17 protein-coding genes are annotated in these 15,857 nt (G+C 69.7%); 11 read left to right on the forward strand and 6 right to left on the reverse strand.

What is annotated here, in order from left to right:
* Positions 1–50: 50 nt before the first annotated feature.
* Positions 51–344 (forward strand): hypothetical protein, encoded by a 294-nt coding sequence (locus EIZ45_RS32270; RefSeq protein ID WP_134667656.1) that lies wholly within the window; start codon positions 51–53, stop codon positions 342–344.
* A 221-nt stretch (positions 345–565) separates the two neighbouring features.
* Here EIZ45_RS32270 and EIZ45_RS32275 read toward each other — a convergent pair whose 3' ends face one another.
* A complete protein-coding gene (locus EIZ45_RS32275) occupies positions 566–961 on the reverse strand; it encodes a DUF5319 domain-containing protein (protein WP_009072430.1) in 396 nt (131 codons plus the stop codon).
* A gap of 139 nt (positions 962–1,100) precedes the next feature.
* On the opposite strand from EIZ45_RS32275, the gene guaB reads away from it, so the two are divergent.
* On the forward strand, positions 1,101–2,612 hold the full coding sequence (guaB, locus tag EIZ45_RS32280) for an IMP dehydrogenase (RefSeq protein ID WP_134667654.1): 1,512 nt from the start codon (positions 1,101–1,103) through the stop codon (positions 2,610–2,612).
* Between the two features lie 68 nt (positions 2,613–2,680).
* A complete protein-coding gene (locus EIZ45_RS32285; RefSeq protein WP_134667652.1) occupies positions 2,681–3,100 on the forward strand; it encodes a DUF3574 domain-containing protein in 420 nt (139 codons plus the stop codon).
* Here EIZ45_RS32285 and EIZ45_RS32290 read toward each other — a convergent pair.
* Positions 3,052–4,287, reverse strand: coding sequence for an MFS transporter (locus tag EIZ45_RS32290; protein ID WP_134667650.1), 1,236 nt, complete (start codon positions 4,285–4,287; stop codon positions 3,052–3,054). The two genes, EIZ45_RS32285 and EIZ45_RS32290, sit on opposite strands and share 49 nt — an antisense overlap.
* A 171-nt stretch (positions 4,288–4,458) precedes the next feature.
* Here EIZ45_RS32290 and EIZ45_RS32295 point away from each other — a divergent pair, with 171 nt between their 5' ends.
* The 4 genes from EIZ45_RS32295 to EIZ45_RS32310 all read left to right on the forward strand — a co-directional run bounded on the left by EIZ45_RS32295 (position 4,459) and on the right by EIZ45_RS32310 (position 8,375).
* A complete protein-coding gene (locus tag EIZ45_RS32295) occupies positions 4,459–5,598 on the forward strand; it encodes a GuaB3 family IMP dehydrogenase-related protein (protein ID WP_037816435.1) in 1,140 nt (379 codons plus the stop codon).
* A gap of 123 nt (positions 5,599–5,721) precedes the next feature.
* Positions 5,722–5,904, forward strand: a complete 183-nt coding sequence (locus tag EIZ45_RS32300) for a hypothetical protein (RefSeq protein WP_134667649.1) — start codon at positions 5,722–5,724, stop codon at positions 5,902–5,904.
* Between the two features lie 60 nt (positions 5,905–5,964).
* Positions 5,965–7,671, forward strand: a complete 1,707-nt coding sequence (locus EIZ45_RS32305; RefSeq protein ID WP_134667647.1) for a GMC family oxidoreductase — start codon at positions 5,965–5,967, stop codon at positions 7,669–7,671.
* 14 nt (positions 7,672–7,685) lie between these two features.
* Positions 7,686–8,375, forward strand: a complete 690-nt coding sequence (locus tag EIZ45_RS32310; RefSeq protein WP_134667645.1) for a maleylpyruvate isomerase family mycothiol-dependent enzyme — start codon at positions 7,686–7,688, stop codon at positions 8,373–8,375.
* A 1-nt stretch (position 8,376) separates the two neighbouring features.
* On the opposite strand, the gene EIZ45_RS32315 is transcribed toward EIZ45_RS32310, so the two are convergent.
* Positions 8,377–8,823 (reverse strand): ester cyclase, encoded by a 447-nt coding sequence (locus EIZ45_RS32315; protein ID WP_134731470.1) that lies wholly within the window; start codon positions 8,821–8,823, stop codon positions 8,377–8,379.
* Positions 8,824–8,897: 74 nt separating this feature from the next.
* Here EIZ45_RS32315 and EIZ45_RS32320 point away from each other — a divergent pair, with 74 nt between their 5' ends.
* Both EIZ45_RS32320 and EIZ45_RS32325 read left to right on the forward strand, forming a co-directional pair.
* A complete protein-coding gene (locus EIZ45_RS32320) occupies positions 8,898–9,542 on the forward strand; it encodes a TetR/AcrR family transcriptional regulator C-terminal domain-containing protein (protein ID WP_134667642.1) in 645 nt (214 codons plus the stop codon).
* Entirely contained in the window at positions 9,539–11,002 is a 1,464-nt protein-coding gene (locus EIZ45_RS32325; RefSeq protein WP_134667640.1) for an FAD-binding oxidoreductase, read from the forward strand. Before EIZ45_RS32320 ends, EIZ45_RS32325 begins: the two co-directional genes overlap by 4 nt.
* Here the strand turns inward: EIZ45_RS32325 and EIZ45_RS32330 are convergent.
* Together EIZ45_RS32330 and EIZ45_RS32335 are read right to left on the reverse strand one after the other, a co-directional pair.
* Complete coding sequence (locus EIZ45_RS32330; RefSeq protein ID WP_240690856.1) at positions 10,990–11,442, reverse strand: GNAT family N-acetyltransferase; 453 nt, start codon at positions 11,440–11,442, stop codon at positions 10,990–10,992. The two genes, EIZ45_RS32325 and EIZ45_RS32330, sit on opposite strands and share 13 nt — an antisense overlap.
* A gap of 5 nt (positions 11,443–11,447) precedes the next feature.
* Entirely contained in the window at positions 11,448–12,893 is a 1,446-nt protein-coding gene (locus EIZ45_RS32335; RefSeq protein WP_134667636.1) for an aldehyde dehydrogenase family protein, read from the reverse strand.
* A gap of 129 nt (positions 12,894–13,022) precedes the next feature.
* Here EIZ45_RS32335 and EIZ45_RS32340 point away from each other — a divergent pair, with 129 nt between their 5' ends.
* Positions 13,023–13,670 (forward strand): rhomboid family intramembrane serine protease, encoded by a 648-nt coding sequence (locus tag EIZ45_RS32340; RefSeq protein ID WP_134667634.1) that lies wholly within the window; start codon positions 13,023–13,025, stop codon positions 13,668–13,670.
* On the opposite strand, the gene EIZ45_RS32345 is transcribed toward EIZ45_RS32340, so the two are convergent.
* Complete coding sequence (locus EIZ45_RS32345) at positions 13,603–14,148, reverse strand: DinB family protein (protein ID WP_043835205.1); 546 nt, start codon at positions 14,146–14,148, stop codon at positions 13,603–13,605. The genes EIZ45_RS32340 and EIZ45_RS32345 overlap by 68 nt on opposite strands.
* 117 nt (positions 14,149–14,265) lie before the next feature.
* Between EIZ45_RS32345 and guaA the strand changes: the two genes are divergently transcribed.
* Positions 14,266–15,822, forward strand: a complete 1,557-nt coding sequence (guaA, locus tag EIZ45_RS32350) for a glutamine-hydrolyzing GMP synthase (protein ID WP_134667632.1) — start codon at positions 14,266–14,268, stop codon at positions 15,820–15,822.
* Positions 15,823–15,857 lie beyond the last annotated feature (35 nt).

A 15,857-nucleotide genomic window follows, 5' to 3' on the forward strand; every position in this document is an offset into this window, starting at 1 on the left:
TCCCGGCACGAGCAGTGCCGGGACCTTTTTCGTATCGGCGGGGAGGCGTGATGCTGGTTTTCGGAGAGCCCTACGAGACCGCGAGCGGAACGGTGCTGGTCACCGTCACGCGGGAGGGCCGGCGAGGCGGGCCGGGGCGTGCGGTCGGGCTGTACACGATCAACGCGGACGGCGTGACGTGGACGCCCGCGACGGATCAGGGCCGGATCGCGCTGATCGGCGCGTGCACGGGTTTCGTGGCGGCGGCGTTCGCGACGTTGGCCGTGGTGCGCCGTCCGCCGTGGCCGAACCTGACCGAGCGGGCGATGATCGCCCAGGCGGAAAGCATGAAGCGCCGACGCTGACCCTGGGTTGTCCACAAGTCGACACAGCTGTGGACAACCCCTGTGGACAACTTGTCCGCGCACACGAAGAAGGCCCTGGTGGCCAAGCTCACCAGGACCTTTTCGGACGATCTACTGTGCCGATCATTACTAATCCGACCACAGCCACGGCCGAATGGCTTTCGTAGCACGGTTACGTGCCGCGGGCGGGGTCGGCCTACTTTTGGTCGGATTAGTAAAACTCAGTACGCGCTCTCGTTCGCGGTGACGCCGTCCGCGAAACCGCGGCAGTAGTCCCAGCTCACGTAGTCGGTCGGGTTCGGGTCGAACGCCGGCTCGTGCGGGCGCATCCGGCCGTCGGACAGCAGCTGCTCCAGGCTCGCGCGCAGCAGCGTCCAGTCGTGGTAGTGGGGTTCGTCGCACTCGCCGCAGTCGACCACGATGCCGCGAACCCCGCGAGGCTCCAGCAGAGCCTGGTACACGGCGAGGTCGGACAGGTCGGCCAGCAGCTCGGTGCGCTCGTCCGCGCTGATCGGCTCTTCGAGGTGGTCGTCGGGGTCGGGGATGGCCCGGGCCGGATCGTCCGGGTCGTCCGCGAACGGATCGGGGGGCAACACATCGTGCGGCACGGCCTGCACGCTACCCGCCGGGCCACCCGCCCGGGCCAGGGCCCCGGCCCGGATATCATGAGGGGAAGGCCCGACCACCCTCGGCCCACGCCAGGCACCGCTGCCCGCGACTCCAGCCCACTCCCGCCAGGAAGGCCCTTCGCCCCTCATGACCAGCGAAAGCATCACCCCCGCAGTGCCCAGCAAGTTCGCGATGCTCGGCTTGACCTTCGACGACGTGCTGCTGCTGCCCGCGGAATCGGACGTGGTGCCCAGCGCGGTGGACACGAGCACGCAGCTCACCCGCAACATCAAGCTCAACGTTCCGCTGGTCTCCGCCGCGATGGACACGGTCACCGAGGCGCGGATGGCGATCGCCATGGCGCGGCAGGGCGGCATCGGCGTGCTGCAGCGCAACCTGCCGATCGAGGAGCAGGCGGCGGCGGTCGAGGTCGTGAAGCGGTCCGAGGCGGGCATGGTCACCGACCCGGTCACCTGTTCCCCGGACGACACCCTCGCCGAGGTCGACGCGCTGTGCGCCCGGTTCCGGATCTCCGGCGTCCCGGTCACCGACGCCTCCGGCGCGCTCGTGGGCATCATCACCAACCGCGACATGCGGTTCGAGGTCGACCACACCCGCCTGGTGCGCGAGGTCATGACCCGGACGCCGCTGGTGACGGCGCAGGTCGGCGTCACCGCGGAGGCCGCGCTGGGGCTGCTGCGCAGGCACAAGATCGAGAAGCTGCCGATCGTCGACGGCGCGGGCAAGCTGCGCGGCCTGATCACGGTCAAGGACTTCGTGAAGACCGACCAGTACCCGAAGGCCTCGAAGGACCCGGACGGTCGTCTCATCGTCGGTGCCGCGGTCGGTGTGGGTGCCGATGGCCACAAGCGCGCGATGGCGCTGGCCGAAGCGGGCGTCGATGTCCTGATGGTCGACACGGCACACGGGCACTCGCGGGCGGTCATCGACGCGGTGCGGCTGCTGAAGAAGGAGCTGGGCGAGACCGTCGACATCGTCGGCGGAAACGTCGCGACGCGGGCTGGTGCGCAGGCGCTGGTCGATGCCGGTGCGGACGGGGTGAAGGTCGGCGTCGGACCCGGCTCGATCTGCACCACGCGCGTCGTCGCGGGGGTCGGTGTGCCGCAGATCTCCGCGATCTACGAAGCCGATCTGGCGTGCCGTCCGGCGGGCGTCCCGGTGATCGGCGACGGCGGCATCCAGTACTCGGGCGACATCGCGAAGGCCATCGCGGCCGGTGCGTCCACCGTGATGCTGGGCAGCCTGCTCGCGGGCACCGCGGAATCGCCGGGCGACCTGATCCTGGTCAACGGCAAGCAGTTCAAGGTCTACCGCGGCATGGGCTCGCTCGGAGCCATGCAGTCGCGCGGCGAGGCGAAGTCCTACTCCAAGGACCGCTACGCCCAGGACGACGTGCTCTCCGACGATAAGCTGGTGCCGGAAGGCATCGAGGGCCGGATCCCGTTCCGCGGGCCGCTGTCGAACGTGGTCCACCAGCTGATCGGCGGCCTGCGCTCGGGCATGGGCTTCACCGGATCGACCACGATCGCGGCACTGCAGGAGCGGCAGCTGGTCCGGATCACCGCGGCCGGGCTGAAGGAAAGCCACCCGCACGACATCACGATGACGGTCGAGGCCCCGAACTACACGACCCGCTGATCGCGCTGTTCGCCCGCTCCGCCGCCCGGCACACTGGATCTCCAGGTGACGGCGAGGGGAGCGGGCGAATGCGGTTTTCCCGGAGGTTCGTGCTGACGGCGGCGGCCGCGATGGTGCTCGGGGGAGGGGCGGCTTCGGCGGCCGCGGCGGATTCGCCGGACAGTTCGTTGTGGAAGCGCACCGAGCTGTACTTCGGCACCTCGAAGCCCGGCGGCGGCGAGGTCAGCGAGAAGGAGTTCGCGGACTTCTCGGCCAAGGACATCACGCCGCGTTTCCCGGACGGCTTCACCCAGCTCGAGGGCGCCGGTCAGTGGCGGTCCGGCGGCGGCGCGGTCGTCCGGGAGCATTCGATCGTGCTCGTCGTGCTGTATCCGCCGACGAATCAGCACGCGAACGGCGACCTCGAACAGATCCGCACCGACTACAAGCACCTGTTCGATCAGGAATCCGTGCTGCGGACCGATTCCACCGCGCGCGTCTCGTTCTGAGCGCGGTTCCACCCGAGCAGCAGCAACGGCGTCGCCAGCATCAACGCGCCCGCCAGCCCGAGTGCGCCGCGCGTGCCCATCCACGTCGCGACCAAGCCCCACAGCAGCGTCAGGCCAGCGGTGCTGGCGCTGCCGCTGATCCGCCACGCGGACAACATCCGGCTCACGTACCCGTCTTCGGTTTCCTCGAGCCGGTACGTCGCGAGGACCGTGTTGTACGCCGCCGCGCAGATGATCAGGCCGAACTCCACCGCCATCACCCAGAACAGCCCGCCGGTCCCGGGCGGCACGAACGCCAGCAGCACGACCCAGCACGTCCGGACCGTGGCGAGGATCGGCAGCAGCCGCACCCGGCCGTAGCGGGGGACCAGGCGGCGGGCGAGCCGGGAACCGACCAGGCCGCCGAGGCACGGGACGCCGAACGCGAGTCCGTACTGCCAGGTCGGCAGGCCGAGTTCGCCGAGCAGCAGCACCGCCAGGACTGGCGAGGTGGCCATGATCAGACCGTTGACCAGGCAGGAGTTGAGGAACAGCATCCGCAGCCGGGCGTGCCGGAAGAGGTAGCGCCAGCCTTCGACGAGGTCCGCGGCGCGGAAGGGGGCGGGGCGGGCTGGTTTGGGCTCGCGGGTGCGGATCGTCGAGAGGGAGAACGCGGACAGCAGGTAGCTGAACGCGTCGAGAAGCACAGTGGCCAGCGGGCCGAAGAACCCGATCGCCGCACCGCCGGCGGGCGGGCCGAGAGCGGTCGCGGTCCAGAGCGTGGTCTCGAACCGGCCGTTCGCGGCGAGCAGGTCTGGACCACGCGCGAGTGATTTCAGATACGCCCCGCTCGCCGACGTGAACGCGATGTTCGCCGCGGCCACGAGCACCGATACCGCCACGAGCTGGGCGAACGTCAGCAGGTCCAGCAGGTACGCGGGCAGCAGCGTGAGCAGGGCGGCGAACCGGACGAGGTCCATCGCGATCAGCACGGGTCGTTTTCGCCGGAATTCGACCCACGGACCGAGCGGGAGCGCGGCCAGCGAACCCGCCGCGAGCCCGGCTCCGGCCAGCAGCGACACCTGTCCGGCACTGCTGTGCAGCACCCGGACCGCGATGATCGAGAAGGCGTCGAGGGCGAAGTAGGTGCCCGCGACGCTGACCGCGTACGCGAGCCACAGCCGGTGAAAGTCCTTGCCCAGCGCCAAATCCGTCCCCCTCGTTCAGCCGGGCAGCCAACCATCCGCCCGCGCCGGTGGCAAACAACCGCGCGCACAACCGGTGGTTGTCGCCACCGCAACGGTCCCCCGCGCGCAGGTCACCCGTGCCGACTCGCGACAATGGACCGCGAAGGCGTCAGGCGCGAGAAGGGACATCACGTGCGGGATCTGGTCGAGATCGGCATGGGCCGCACGGCGCGGCGGGCGTATGACCTCGATGACGTGGAGATCGTGCCGTCGCGGCGGACGCGGTCGTCGTCGGTGGTGTCCACCGCGTGGCAAATCGACGCGTACCGGTTCGACCTGCCGCTGGTCACCCACCCGACGGACGCGATCGTGTCGCCGGGGACCGCGGTGGCGATCGGCGAACTGGGCGGCCTCGGCGTGCTCAACGCCGAAGGGCTGTGGGCCCGGCACGCGAACGTCGAGGAGGCGATCTTCCGCCTCGTCCGCGCCGCCGAGGACAGCGAAGACCCGGCCGCGGTCGTGCGCGAGCTGCAGGAGCTGCACTCCGCGCCGATCCGGCTCGACCTGCTGACCGAGGCGATCAAGACGGTCCGCGAATCCGGTGTGACGGTCGCCGCGCGGGTGAGCCCGCAGCACGCCGCCGAGCTGACCCCGGATCTGATCGCGGCGGGCGTCGAGATCCTGGTCGTGCAGGGCACGATCATCTCCGCCGAGCACGTGCAGCGCGACGCGGAACCGCTCAACCTCAAGGAGTTCATCGGCCGCCTCGACGTGCCGGTGATCGCGGGCGGCGTGAGCGACTACCGCACCGCCATGCACCTGATGCGCACCGGCGCGGCGGGCGTCATCGTCGGCCACGGCTACACCGACGGCGTCACCAGCACCGACCGCGTGCTCGGCATCGGCACCCCGATGGCGACGGCGATCGTGGACGCGGCCGCCGCGCGCCGCGACTACCTGGACGAGACCGGCGGCCGCTACGTGCACGTCCTCGCCGACGGCGGCATCACGACGTCCGGCGACATCGCGAAGGCGATCGCCTGCGGCGCGGACGCGGTCATGCTCGGCGCCCCGCTGGCGACCGCGTCGGACGCCCCGGGCCAGGGCCTGTACTGGACCGCCGCGGCGGCGCACCCGTCGCTGCCGCGCTCCCGCGTGGTGGCCGGCCCGGACTCGGACTACGCGGTGGACCTGAAGACGCTGCTGTTCGGCCCGTCCTCGGACGCGGAGGGCGTGGTGAACCTGTTCGGCGCGCTGCGTCGCGCGATGGCCAAGACGGGGTATTCGGACCTGAAGGAGTTCCAGCGCGTCGGGCTGACCGTGCGCGGCTGAGGCACTCGCGGAAAAGGCCCCCTTCGCGGGGGCCTTTTTTGTGCCCGCAGGTCCGAAGCGCGCCAGCCTCCGTTATGCTTTCGTTATCTTTGGAGTTCGGTGTCGCGCCTGAAGGGTGAGCGGATGGCACTGCTGGGGGAGTCCGCGCCGACCTGGTGGCTCGGCGGCATCGTGGTGGGCAGCCTGCTGATCCGGCTGCTCGCGCTGGTCGTGGCGTTGCGCGGCACGACTCCGGCGGAGCGGCCCGCCATCATCCGGGCGCTCGGGGAGCTGTTCCGGTTCGCGCCGCGGCGCAAGACCCGATGAGGTAACTCGTCAGTAACTTAACTCTGGCCTGGCGGCTCCCCGGGGGTTACCCTCTTTCCTGTGACTGCCAGTAACACCACCACCGCGCGGCAAGAACCCGACTACGACGTCCTCGTGGTCGGTTCCGGGTTCGGCGGCAGCGTCGCGGCGTTGCGGCTGACCGAGAAGGGCTACCGCGTCGCGGTGGTCGAGGCGGGCCGGCGCTTCGCCGACGACGAGTTCGCCAAGACGTCCTGGGATCTCAAGCGCTACCTCTGGGCCCCGCAGCTCGGCTGTTACGGCATCCAGCGCATCCACATGCTCAACGACGTGATGGTGCTGGCCGGCGCTGGTGTCGGCGGCGGTTCGCTGGTCTACGCGAACACGCTGTACCGCCCGCTCAAGCCGTTCTACCAAGACCGGCAATGGGCGCACATCACCGACTGGGAAAGCGAACTCGCGCCGCACTACGACCAGGCCAGCCGCATGCTCGGCGTTGTCACGAACCCGACGATCACGCCGTCCGACGTGGTGATGCGGGACGTCGCGAAGAAGATGGGCGTCGAGGATTCGTTCCACGCCACGCCGGTCGGGGTGTATTTCGGCAAGCCGGGCGAGACGGTGAAGGATCCGTTCTTCGGCGGTGCCGGGCCGGACCGGGTCGGGTGCACCGAATGCGGTTCGTGCATGACCGGCTGCCGGGTCGGCGCGAAGAACACGCTGGTGAAGAACTACCTGTACCTCGCGGAAAAGGACGGCGCACAGGTCATCCCGCTGACCACGGTGACGTCGGTGCGCCCGCGCGGCGACGGTTACGAGATCACGCTGCAGAAGACCGGCACGCGTTCGCGGCGGTTCCGGACCACGGTCACCGCGGCGCAGGTGGTGTTCGCCGCGGGCACCTGGGGAACGCAGAACCTGTTGCACCGCATGAAGGACACGGCCGCGCTGCCGAAGCTGTCCGCCAAGCTAGGCGAGCTGACCCGGACGAACTCCGAGGCGATCATCGGCGCGGCGCGGACCACTGTGGACCCCGAACGGGACTTCAGCCGCGGCGTCGCGATCACGTCGTCGATCCATCCGGACGAGAACACGCACATCGAGCCGGTGCGGTACGGCAAGGGCAGCAACGCGATGAGCCTGCTGCAAACCGTTGCCACCGACGGGTCTTCCAGCGTTCCGCGCTGGCGGCAGGCGGTCACGTTCCTCGTCAAGCACCCGGTGCAGTCGGCGAAACTGCTGAACGCGTACCGGTGGAGCGAGCGCACGGTGATCCTGCTGGTGATGCAGAGCCTCGACAATTCCATCACCACCTACACCCGGCGCGGTCTGTTCGGACGGCGGAAGTACACGTCGAAACAGGGCCACGGCGAGCCGAACCCGAGCTTCATCCCGGCCGGGCACGAGGCGAACGTCCTTACCGCGGAACGGATCGGCGGCATGCCGGGCGGCACCTGGGGCGAGGTTTTCGACATCCCGCTCACCGCGCACTTCATCGGCGGCGTGCCGATCGGCGACAGCGCCGACACCGGGGTCATCGACCCGTACCACCGGGTCTACGGCTATCCCGGACTGTCCGTTGTGGACGGTTCGGCGATCACCGCGAACCTCGGGGTGAACCCGTCGCTTACCATCGCCGCGCAGGCCGAGCGGGCGTTCTCGTTCTGGCCCAACAAGGGCGAGGCCGACGAGCGGCCGGAGCAGAGCAGCGGGTACGCCCGGGTGGAGCCGGTCGCGCCGAAGAACCCGGCGGTTCCGGCGAACGCGCCCGCGGCACTGCGCCGCTGACCTAAGATCGTCCGGTGACCACTGCGGCGCTGGACCGGATCCGGGAACTGCACGACGAATGGGCACGAGTCGCCGAGGCGATGCCTGCCTCGGCGTTCGGCGAGCCGAGCGCGCTGCCGGGCTGGACGCGCGCGCATCTGCTCACCCACCTCGCGCGTAATGCCGATGCCCTCGGCAACCTGCTGACCTGGGCGGAAACCGGGGTCGAGCGGTCGATGTACGGCCCGGGCAACGCGCGGGACGACGACATCGAGGCCGGTGCTGGCCGTGCTCCGGCGGAAATCGTGGCCGACCTGGTGGCGGCCGGGAAGCGCCTGACCGACCACGCCGCACGGCTGTCGGACGAGGTGTGGGCAGCGCCGGTCCGGCACCGGCACGGCGGCGAGCTGACCGGCGCGGACGTGCTCACGTTGCGGCTTTCCGAGACCACGATCCACCTCGCCGACCTCGACGCCGGCCACGATTTCGACAGTGCCACCGCGTTGCTCGGCGAGCATCTCGAAGCGGTGATCGGGACGCTGATCCGGATGTGCCCGCGCCCGCTGCCCTCGTTCCGCATCACCGACGGCGTCCGCACCTGGACCCTCGGCGAAGGCGGCGACCTCGTCACCGGAACGCCGGGCGCGGTGCTGGCTTGGCTGACCGGTCGCGGCGACAGTTCCGCGCTTTCCGGGCCGGTGCCGGAGATGGCCCCGCTGATCTGACTCAGCTGGCCTGGCGGGCGGCGGCGAGTTCGTCGTCGCCGCCGACGATGCCCAGTTGTTGCAGGATGGCGAGCCGGTCGGTCTGGATGTCGAGTTCGGCGATCCGCCCGTCAGTCACCCGCGCCAGGACGAAACCGCGCCACGTTCCGCTTTTGCCGGTCGCGAAGCCTCTGCGGTAGTAGCCGGTGTTGGTCGCGGTGAGCGTCACCGTGGCCGCGACCTGGTCGTCTTCGGCGAGCAGTGAATCGACGTCGACGCACAGGTCCGGGAACGCGGTCAGCATCTGCGTCCAGCCGGTGCGGAAGGCGGCGAGCCCGCCGGTCGGCGCGTCGACCACGACCGGACCGGATTCGGTGACGTCCTCGGCCACGACGGTGTCCAGTTCGGCGAGGTCGTGGCTGTTGACGATGGCGAGAAAACGGCGCAGGACGGTCTTGGGGTCGGTCATGGCTCCTCGATTCTTACACTGTAAGAGACGAGGACAGTGGTACCTTACGGCGTAAGAAACGTCAAGGGGGACCAGTGTCCGATCGGAGGGCTCGGCCGCGCGCCGGGCTGACCAGGGAGCGGGTCGTGGACGCCGCGCTCGCGTTCGTGGACGAGCACGGCATCGCCGCGCTGTCGATGCGCAAGCTCGGCGCGGAACTCGGCGTGGAGGCGATGACCCTCTACCACTACGTGCCGAACAAGGAAGCGCTGTTCGACGCGCTGGTCGACCGGCTCGTCTCGGCGCTGGCCGGGGTCGAGCCGGAGCCGGGGGAGCCCGGCCAGCAGTGGCTGGGCCGGGTCGCCCGCGCGTACCGGGAGCAGTTGCTCGCGCATCCGGGCGTGCTGCCGCTCGCCGCGACCCGTCCCGCGGTCAGCCCGGAGTCGTTGCAGGTGATCGAAACCGCATTGCGGCTGCTGGAGTTGCCGCCGGCGCGCGGACTCGACATGGTGAACGCCGTGATGACCTTCGTCCTCGGCCACACGCTCGCCGAGGCAGGCCGTACGCCCGGCGCGAAGTCCGATGTGGACAGTCTCGCGCACCTTGACGAGGACCGCTTTCCGCTGCTCGCGCAAGCCCTGCGGGACGGGGCTCGGCATGCCGAGCGGTTCGAATTCGCCCTTCGGGCATTACTCGCTGGACTTTTCGCAACCCATTCACGGTCTGAGGCGTCTGAATGAACATGACACTGGGGAGAAGGACGTTCCTGCGCGCCGCCGGGTTGACGGCGGTGGGCGCGGTGGCCGCGGCCTGCACGGCGAAACCGGGACCGTCGGTGCCGCAGACCAGCCCGACGACGAGAACGTCCGTACCGCCGAGCACCAGCTCGAAGCCGTCCGGGCCGCCGGACTGGAACGCGTTGCGCGGCAAACTCTCCGGCGACCTCGTGCTTCCTTCCGACGGCGGATTCGCCACCGCGAAGCATGCGTTCAATCCGCTTTTCGATGGACACAATCCCGCTGCGGTAGCGAAATGCGCGAAGCCGGAGGACGTGCAGGCGTGCGTCGAAGCTGCCGGCGGACGGGTTCCGCTCGCCGCGCGCAGCGGCGGGCACAGTTATGCCGGGTATTCCGCGCCGGACGGCGGGCTGGTGCTCGACGTCGGCGGGATGTCCGGTGTCGACGTGCAGGGTGATCAGGTGGTCATCGGCGCGGGCGCGAAACTCGGCGACGTCTACTCGGCGCTGGCGAAGGCCGGCCGTTGCCTGCCCGCGGGTTCGTGTCCGACTGTCGGCATCGCCGGGCTCGCGCTCGGCGGCGGAATCGGCGTGTTGACCCGTAAATACGGCCTGACCTGCGACCGGCTGCAGTCCGCGCAGATCGTCACGCCGGACGGCAAACTGCGCACGGTCAGCGCACAAGCCGACGACGACCTCTTCTGGGCACTGCGCGGCGGCGGGGGCGGAAACTTCGGCGTGGTCACGTCGTTCACCTTCGCCACCGTGGAAGCGCCGACCGTCACGGTGTTTTCGCTGAAGTTCCCCTCCGGTTCGGCGAGCGACGTGGTCGACGCGTGGCAACGCTGGCTGCCGAGCGCCCCGCCCGAACTGTGGTCGAACTGCGTGGTTTCCGGCGGCCCGAGCGGAGCATGCCGGGTCGGCGGGGCGTTCGTGGGCAGTTCGGCGGGCCTGACGTCGGCGCTCAGCGGATTCTCGGTCACACCGTCCAGCCGCACGATGAAAACCCTCAGCTACGGCGCGGCGATGAACTATTTCTCCGGCAGTTCCGAACGGCAGACCTTCGTGGCGTCGTCGCGCATCATCACCGATCCGGTCGACGGCGGGAAAATCGCCGATCTCGCTTCCGGGCACAAGGGAATGGACCTGCTCATCGACGGCCTCGGCGGCGCGGTCGGCGACATCGCGCCCACCGCAACGGCATTCCCGCACCGGAAAGCGCTGGCCAGCATTCAGGTCTACGCCCCGGCCACGGCGAGCAGCCAGGACACCGCACGCAAGTCTGTGTCCACTGTGGTCGCTGGACTGGCGGACGCGGGCGCGCGCGGCGGCTACGTGAATTACATCGACCCAGACCTGCCGGACTGGAAGTCGGCCTACTACGGCGACAACGCGGCCCGGCTGGACCAGGTGGCGAAGAAGTACGACCCCAACGGGGTTTTCAAGTTCGCTCAGTCTGCTTGAGGCGGGGGCCAGACGTAACGCACGTCTGGCTCACCCTCTTCATTTCGCTGCCCGTCGGTGTATTCGACGGCGACGAAACCGTGGCGGCGGTAAAACCGTTGTGCTGGCTCGTTGACCTGGAATGTCCACAGGGTCAGCCCGCCGGGGCGGAGCTGTTTGGCCAAGTCGACCAACTGGTCGCCGATTCCGCGGCCGCGCCACGGAGGGTCGAGATAAAGCTGTGCCAGTTCCGCGCCGTCGAGCACGAGCAGTCCGACCACAGTGGACTCGGCGACCGCGACCCAGGTTTCCTGCTGCGGCACCACGACATTCGCGAACCACCAGCGCACGGCGTCGTCATCGTGGGCGCGGCGAACTGTTGGCAACGCGGCGGAGAACGACCGCAGCCACACGCCGGCGATGTCGCGTGCGTCCGCGGCCGTTGCGTGCCGCAGGTCCACTGTGGTCAGAGGTCGACCCCGGTGAAAACCGTGACCCGTTCCTCGGTTAGGTCGTTCATCGCCGACAGCACTCCCTCGCGGCCGACGCCCGATCCCTTCACGCCGCCGTACGGCATCTGGTCCGCGCGGTACGACGGCACGTCACCGATGATCACGCCGCCGACCTCCAATTCCGCCGACGCGTGGAAGGCCAGCTGCACGTCACTGGTGAACACCCCGGCCTGCAGTCCGTATGCGGACGCGTTCACCGAAGCGAAAGCCTCGTCCACACCATCCACAATGGACACCGCGAGCACGGGCCCGAAGATTTCCTCCGACCAGGCCTTGGCATCCGCGGGCACGTCGGTCAGCAGAGTCGGCGCAACCGTTGCGCCCGAACGGGTTCCGCCGGTCAGCACCCGGGCACCACCGGCCACGGCTTCCTCGACCCACTCGATAATCCGTTCCGCGGCCGCCTCGTCGACGACCGGGCCGACGTCGGTGTTGCGGTCGTACGGATCGCCGGTCTGCTGCGCCTCGACGGCCTCGGTCAGCGCGGGCACGAACTCCTCCGCGATCGCCGCGTCCACGATCACTCGCTGCACCGCGATGCACGACTGACCCGCCTGGTAGTTCCCGAATGTCGCGATCCGTTGCGCGGCACCCTCGACGTCCGGCCAGTCGCGAAGCACAACCGCCGCGGCGTTGCCGCCCAGTTCGAGCACCACGTGCTTGCGCGCCGCCGCGTCCGCGATCGACCAGCCGACCGGGCCCGAACCGGTGAACGAAACCACCGGCAGCCGCGGGTCGGCGACAAGCGCTTGCGTCTCCTCGTTTCCCAGCGGCAGCACGGAAAACGCGCCTTCCGGCAGATCAGTCTCGGCAAGCAGTTCGCCAAGCACCAGCGAGGACAACGGCGTACGCGGGGCAGGCTTGATGATGATCGGCGCGCCGACTGCGAGCGCGGGCGCGACCTTGTGTGCCACCAGGTTCAGCGGGAAGTTGAACGGCGCGATCCCGAGCACCGGCCCGCGCGGCACCCGGCGGGTCAGCGCGAGCCGGGCGTCCCCGGACGGATCGGCGTCGAGCCGTTGCATTTCGCCGCTGAACCGGCGTGCCTCCTCGGCCGCGATCCGGAACACCGACACCGCGCGCTTCACCTCGGCCTCGGCCCACTTCAGCGGCTTGCCGTTCTCGGCCGTGATCACCTCGGCGAGTTCGTCGGCCCGCATCGCGATCCCGCGCGAAACCTGCTCCAGCGCGGCCGCGCGCTGATGCGCGGGAGTGCGCCGGAACTCCTTCGCGACCGAGGCCGCCGCGGCCACCGCCCGTTCCACCTGGTCAGCGCCAGGCACCGCGACCGTCGCCACTTCGCTGCCGTCGAACGGGTGGTGCACCACGAGGGTGCTCGCGCCCTGCTCAGCCTGACCGGCGATCCACGCGGCCCGCGGCTGTGGGGTGATCGTGTCCATGGGCTCAAGGTATTAGGGAGCGCCAGGCCCGGCACGCCGGACTCGGTCCTTCGATTGTGGCTTCTGTCCTGGCGTCGAGATGACATTTGTCGGGGGTCTCAGGCACCCGCCCGGCATATCGTTCGGCCCATGACGAACTCCGTGGCCTCTCGTTGGACCGAAAGCCCGTCGCGGGCCTTCTTCGCGCGGGTCGGAACACCGCGCCGTCCGGTGCTGACCGGCGCGGTGTTCCTTGTGACCGCAGTAGTGCTCGTTGCCCAGCTGGCGGATCCGGCGCTCTTCGACCGCTTCAAGCGCGACGCCACCGCGATCGACGCCGGAGAGTGGTGGCGGCTGCTGACCGGCATGTTCTTCCAAGACGGCAAGATTTTCGGCGGGATCTTCAACCTGCTCGCCCTCGCCGCGGTCGGCACCTTCGCGGAATGGTGCCTCGGCCGAATGTCCTGGTTCGTCCTGTACTTCGGCTGCGGACTGTTCGGCCAGTACCTCAGCTACGTCTGGCTGAACCCGGTCGGGGCGGGCAACTCGATGTGCGTCGCCGGGCTGCTCGGCGCGCTCGCGGTGGTGGTGTGGCGGGCGCGCGAGGCCGAGCCGCCGCAAGCGCTCTACCGCGCCGCGCTGCTGATCGTGCCGCTGGCTGTGCTCGACACGGTGCTGCACGACAACCACGGCATGCCCGCGCTGCTCGGCATCGCGCTGGGGCTGCTGGTCACCGGTTTCGGTAAAGGTCGCGCAGCAGCAGGATCTCCGCGCAGTGGTGGATCATCTCTCGGTTGATGTGCAGGACGAGCGCAGCCATCGACAGCTCCGCGTACGGACCTTCAGCGGGACCACACGGGCGCGCCAGCGCTTCGGCGTCGAGGCTGCGTACGCCGGCGATCCAGGTCGCGTACGCGTCGTCGAGCTGCTTCAGCGCTTCGTCGGCGGTGCCCGCGTACGGGAAGTCCTGATAGGACATCGGCGGTCCGCCGAAGTGCGACGCGGAGCGCATGCCCAGCACGCCGGGGATGATGTGGGCGAGCCGCCACGCGATGGTGGTCACCGGCGGCGGAGTCGGCTCCGGGAACGAGAAATCGACCGTGAAGTCGCCGGTGCCCGGTTCGTTCTCGCTCGTGCGGGGGTGCACCGTCCAGCAGTCCGCGACCGGCTGCCAGAAGTACTCGTCGTCGGTCAGCCCCTCCAGCTTCGGGCGCACGTGGTGCTGCCAGTGCCAGTCGAGTTGCTCGGTCAGTTCGTTGGTCCAGTCGTTGGTCATGCGGGAACGGTAAGCCGGTTCGCGGACAGCGGCTGTCCTCATTGCGGGGCCATTGCCGACGTGACGGGGCCCACCTGGGACGATGGTGGCAAAAGCGCTGATACCTGGAGGTCTTGGGTGGCCACTCCCACCGGTCCGGTACTCGTCATGGACTTCGGGGCGCAGTACGCGCAGCTGATCGCCCGTCGCGTGCGCGAGGCGCAGATCTTCTCCGAGGTCGTGCCGTCCAGCTCGACCGCCGAGGAACTGCTGGCCAAGAACCCGTCCGCGATCATCCTGTCCGGCGGCCCGTCGAGCGTGTACGCCGAGGGCGCCCCGGCGATGGACCCGAAGCTGGTCGAGGCCGGCGTGCCGATCCTCGGCATCTGCTACGGCCACCAGCTGCTCGCCCGCGCGCTCGGAGGCGTCGTCGAGCCGACCGGCGTGCGCGAGTTCGGCCGCACCGACGTGCGGATCGTCGGCGAGGGCGGCGTCCTGCACACCGGGCTGCCCGATCACCAGACGGCGTGGATGAGCCACAACGACAGCGTCACCAAGGCCCCCGAGGGCTCGGTCGTCACGGCCAGCTCCGACGGTGCCGAGGTCGCCGGGTTCGAGGACGTCGAGCGGCGCTTCGCGGGCGTGCAGTACCACCCGGAGGTGGCGCACTCGCCGCACGGCCAGGAGGTGCTGCGCCGGTTCCTGTACGAGATCGCCGGCGTGCGGCCCGGCTGGACCACTTCGTCCATTGTGGACGAGCAGGTCGCCGCGGTCGCCGCGCAGATCGGCGAGGGACGGGCCATCTGCGGCCTGTCCGGCGGCGTTGACTCCGCGGTCGCCGCGGCGCTCGTGCAGCGCGCCATCGGCGACCGGCTGACCTGCGTGTTCGTCGACCACGGCCTGCTGCGCGCGGGGGAGCGCACCCAGGTCGAGCGCGATTTCGTGGCCGCGACCGGGGTCAACCTGGTCACCGTGGACGCGCGCGAGCGGTTCCTGAACGCGCTGGCCGGCGTCACCGACCCGGAGCAGAAGCGCAAGATCATCGGCCGCGAGTTCATCCGCGTGTTCGAGCAGGCCGAGCGCGACCTCAAGGCGCAGGGCGACTACCGGTTCCTCGTGCAGGGCACGCTGTACCCGGACGTCGTCGAATCCGGCGGCGGCGAGGGCACCGCGAACATCAAGAGCCACCACAACGTCGGCGGCCTGCCCGACGACCTGCAGTTCGAGCTGGTCGAACCGCTGCGGCTGCTGTTCAAGGACGAGGTCCGCCGGGTCGGGCTCGAACTGGGGCTGCCGGAGACGATCGTGCAGCGCCAGCCGTTCCCCGGGCCGGGCCTTGGCATCCGGATCATCGGCGAGGTGACCGCGGACCGGCTGGAGACCCTGCGCGAGGCGGACGCGATCGCTCGCGAGGAACTCACCGCGGCCGGGCTGGACCAGGAGATCTGGCAGTGCCCGGTGGTGCTGCTCGCGGACGTCCGCAGCGTCGGCGTCCAGGGCGACGGCCGGACCTACGGCCACCCGATCGTGCTGCGCCCGGTGTCGTCGGAAGACGCGATGACCGCCGACTGGACGCGGCTGCCGTACGAGGTGCTGGAGCGGATCTCGACCCGGATCACGAACGAGGTGTCCGAGGTCAACCGCGTGGTGCTGGACGTGACGAGCAAGCCGCCGGGCACCATCGAGTGGGAATGACGTGAAAAAACGGGGCCCGGAAATGTCCGGGCCCC

The sequence above is a fragment of the Amycolatopsis sp. CFH S0740 genome, assembly GCF_004522315.1.
GTDB lineage: Bacteria > Actinomycetota > Actinomycetes > Mycobacteriales > Pseudonocardiaceae > Amycolatopsis > Amycolatopsis nivea.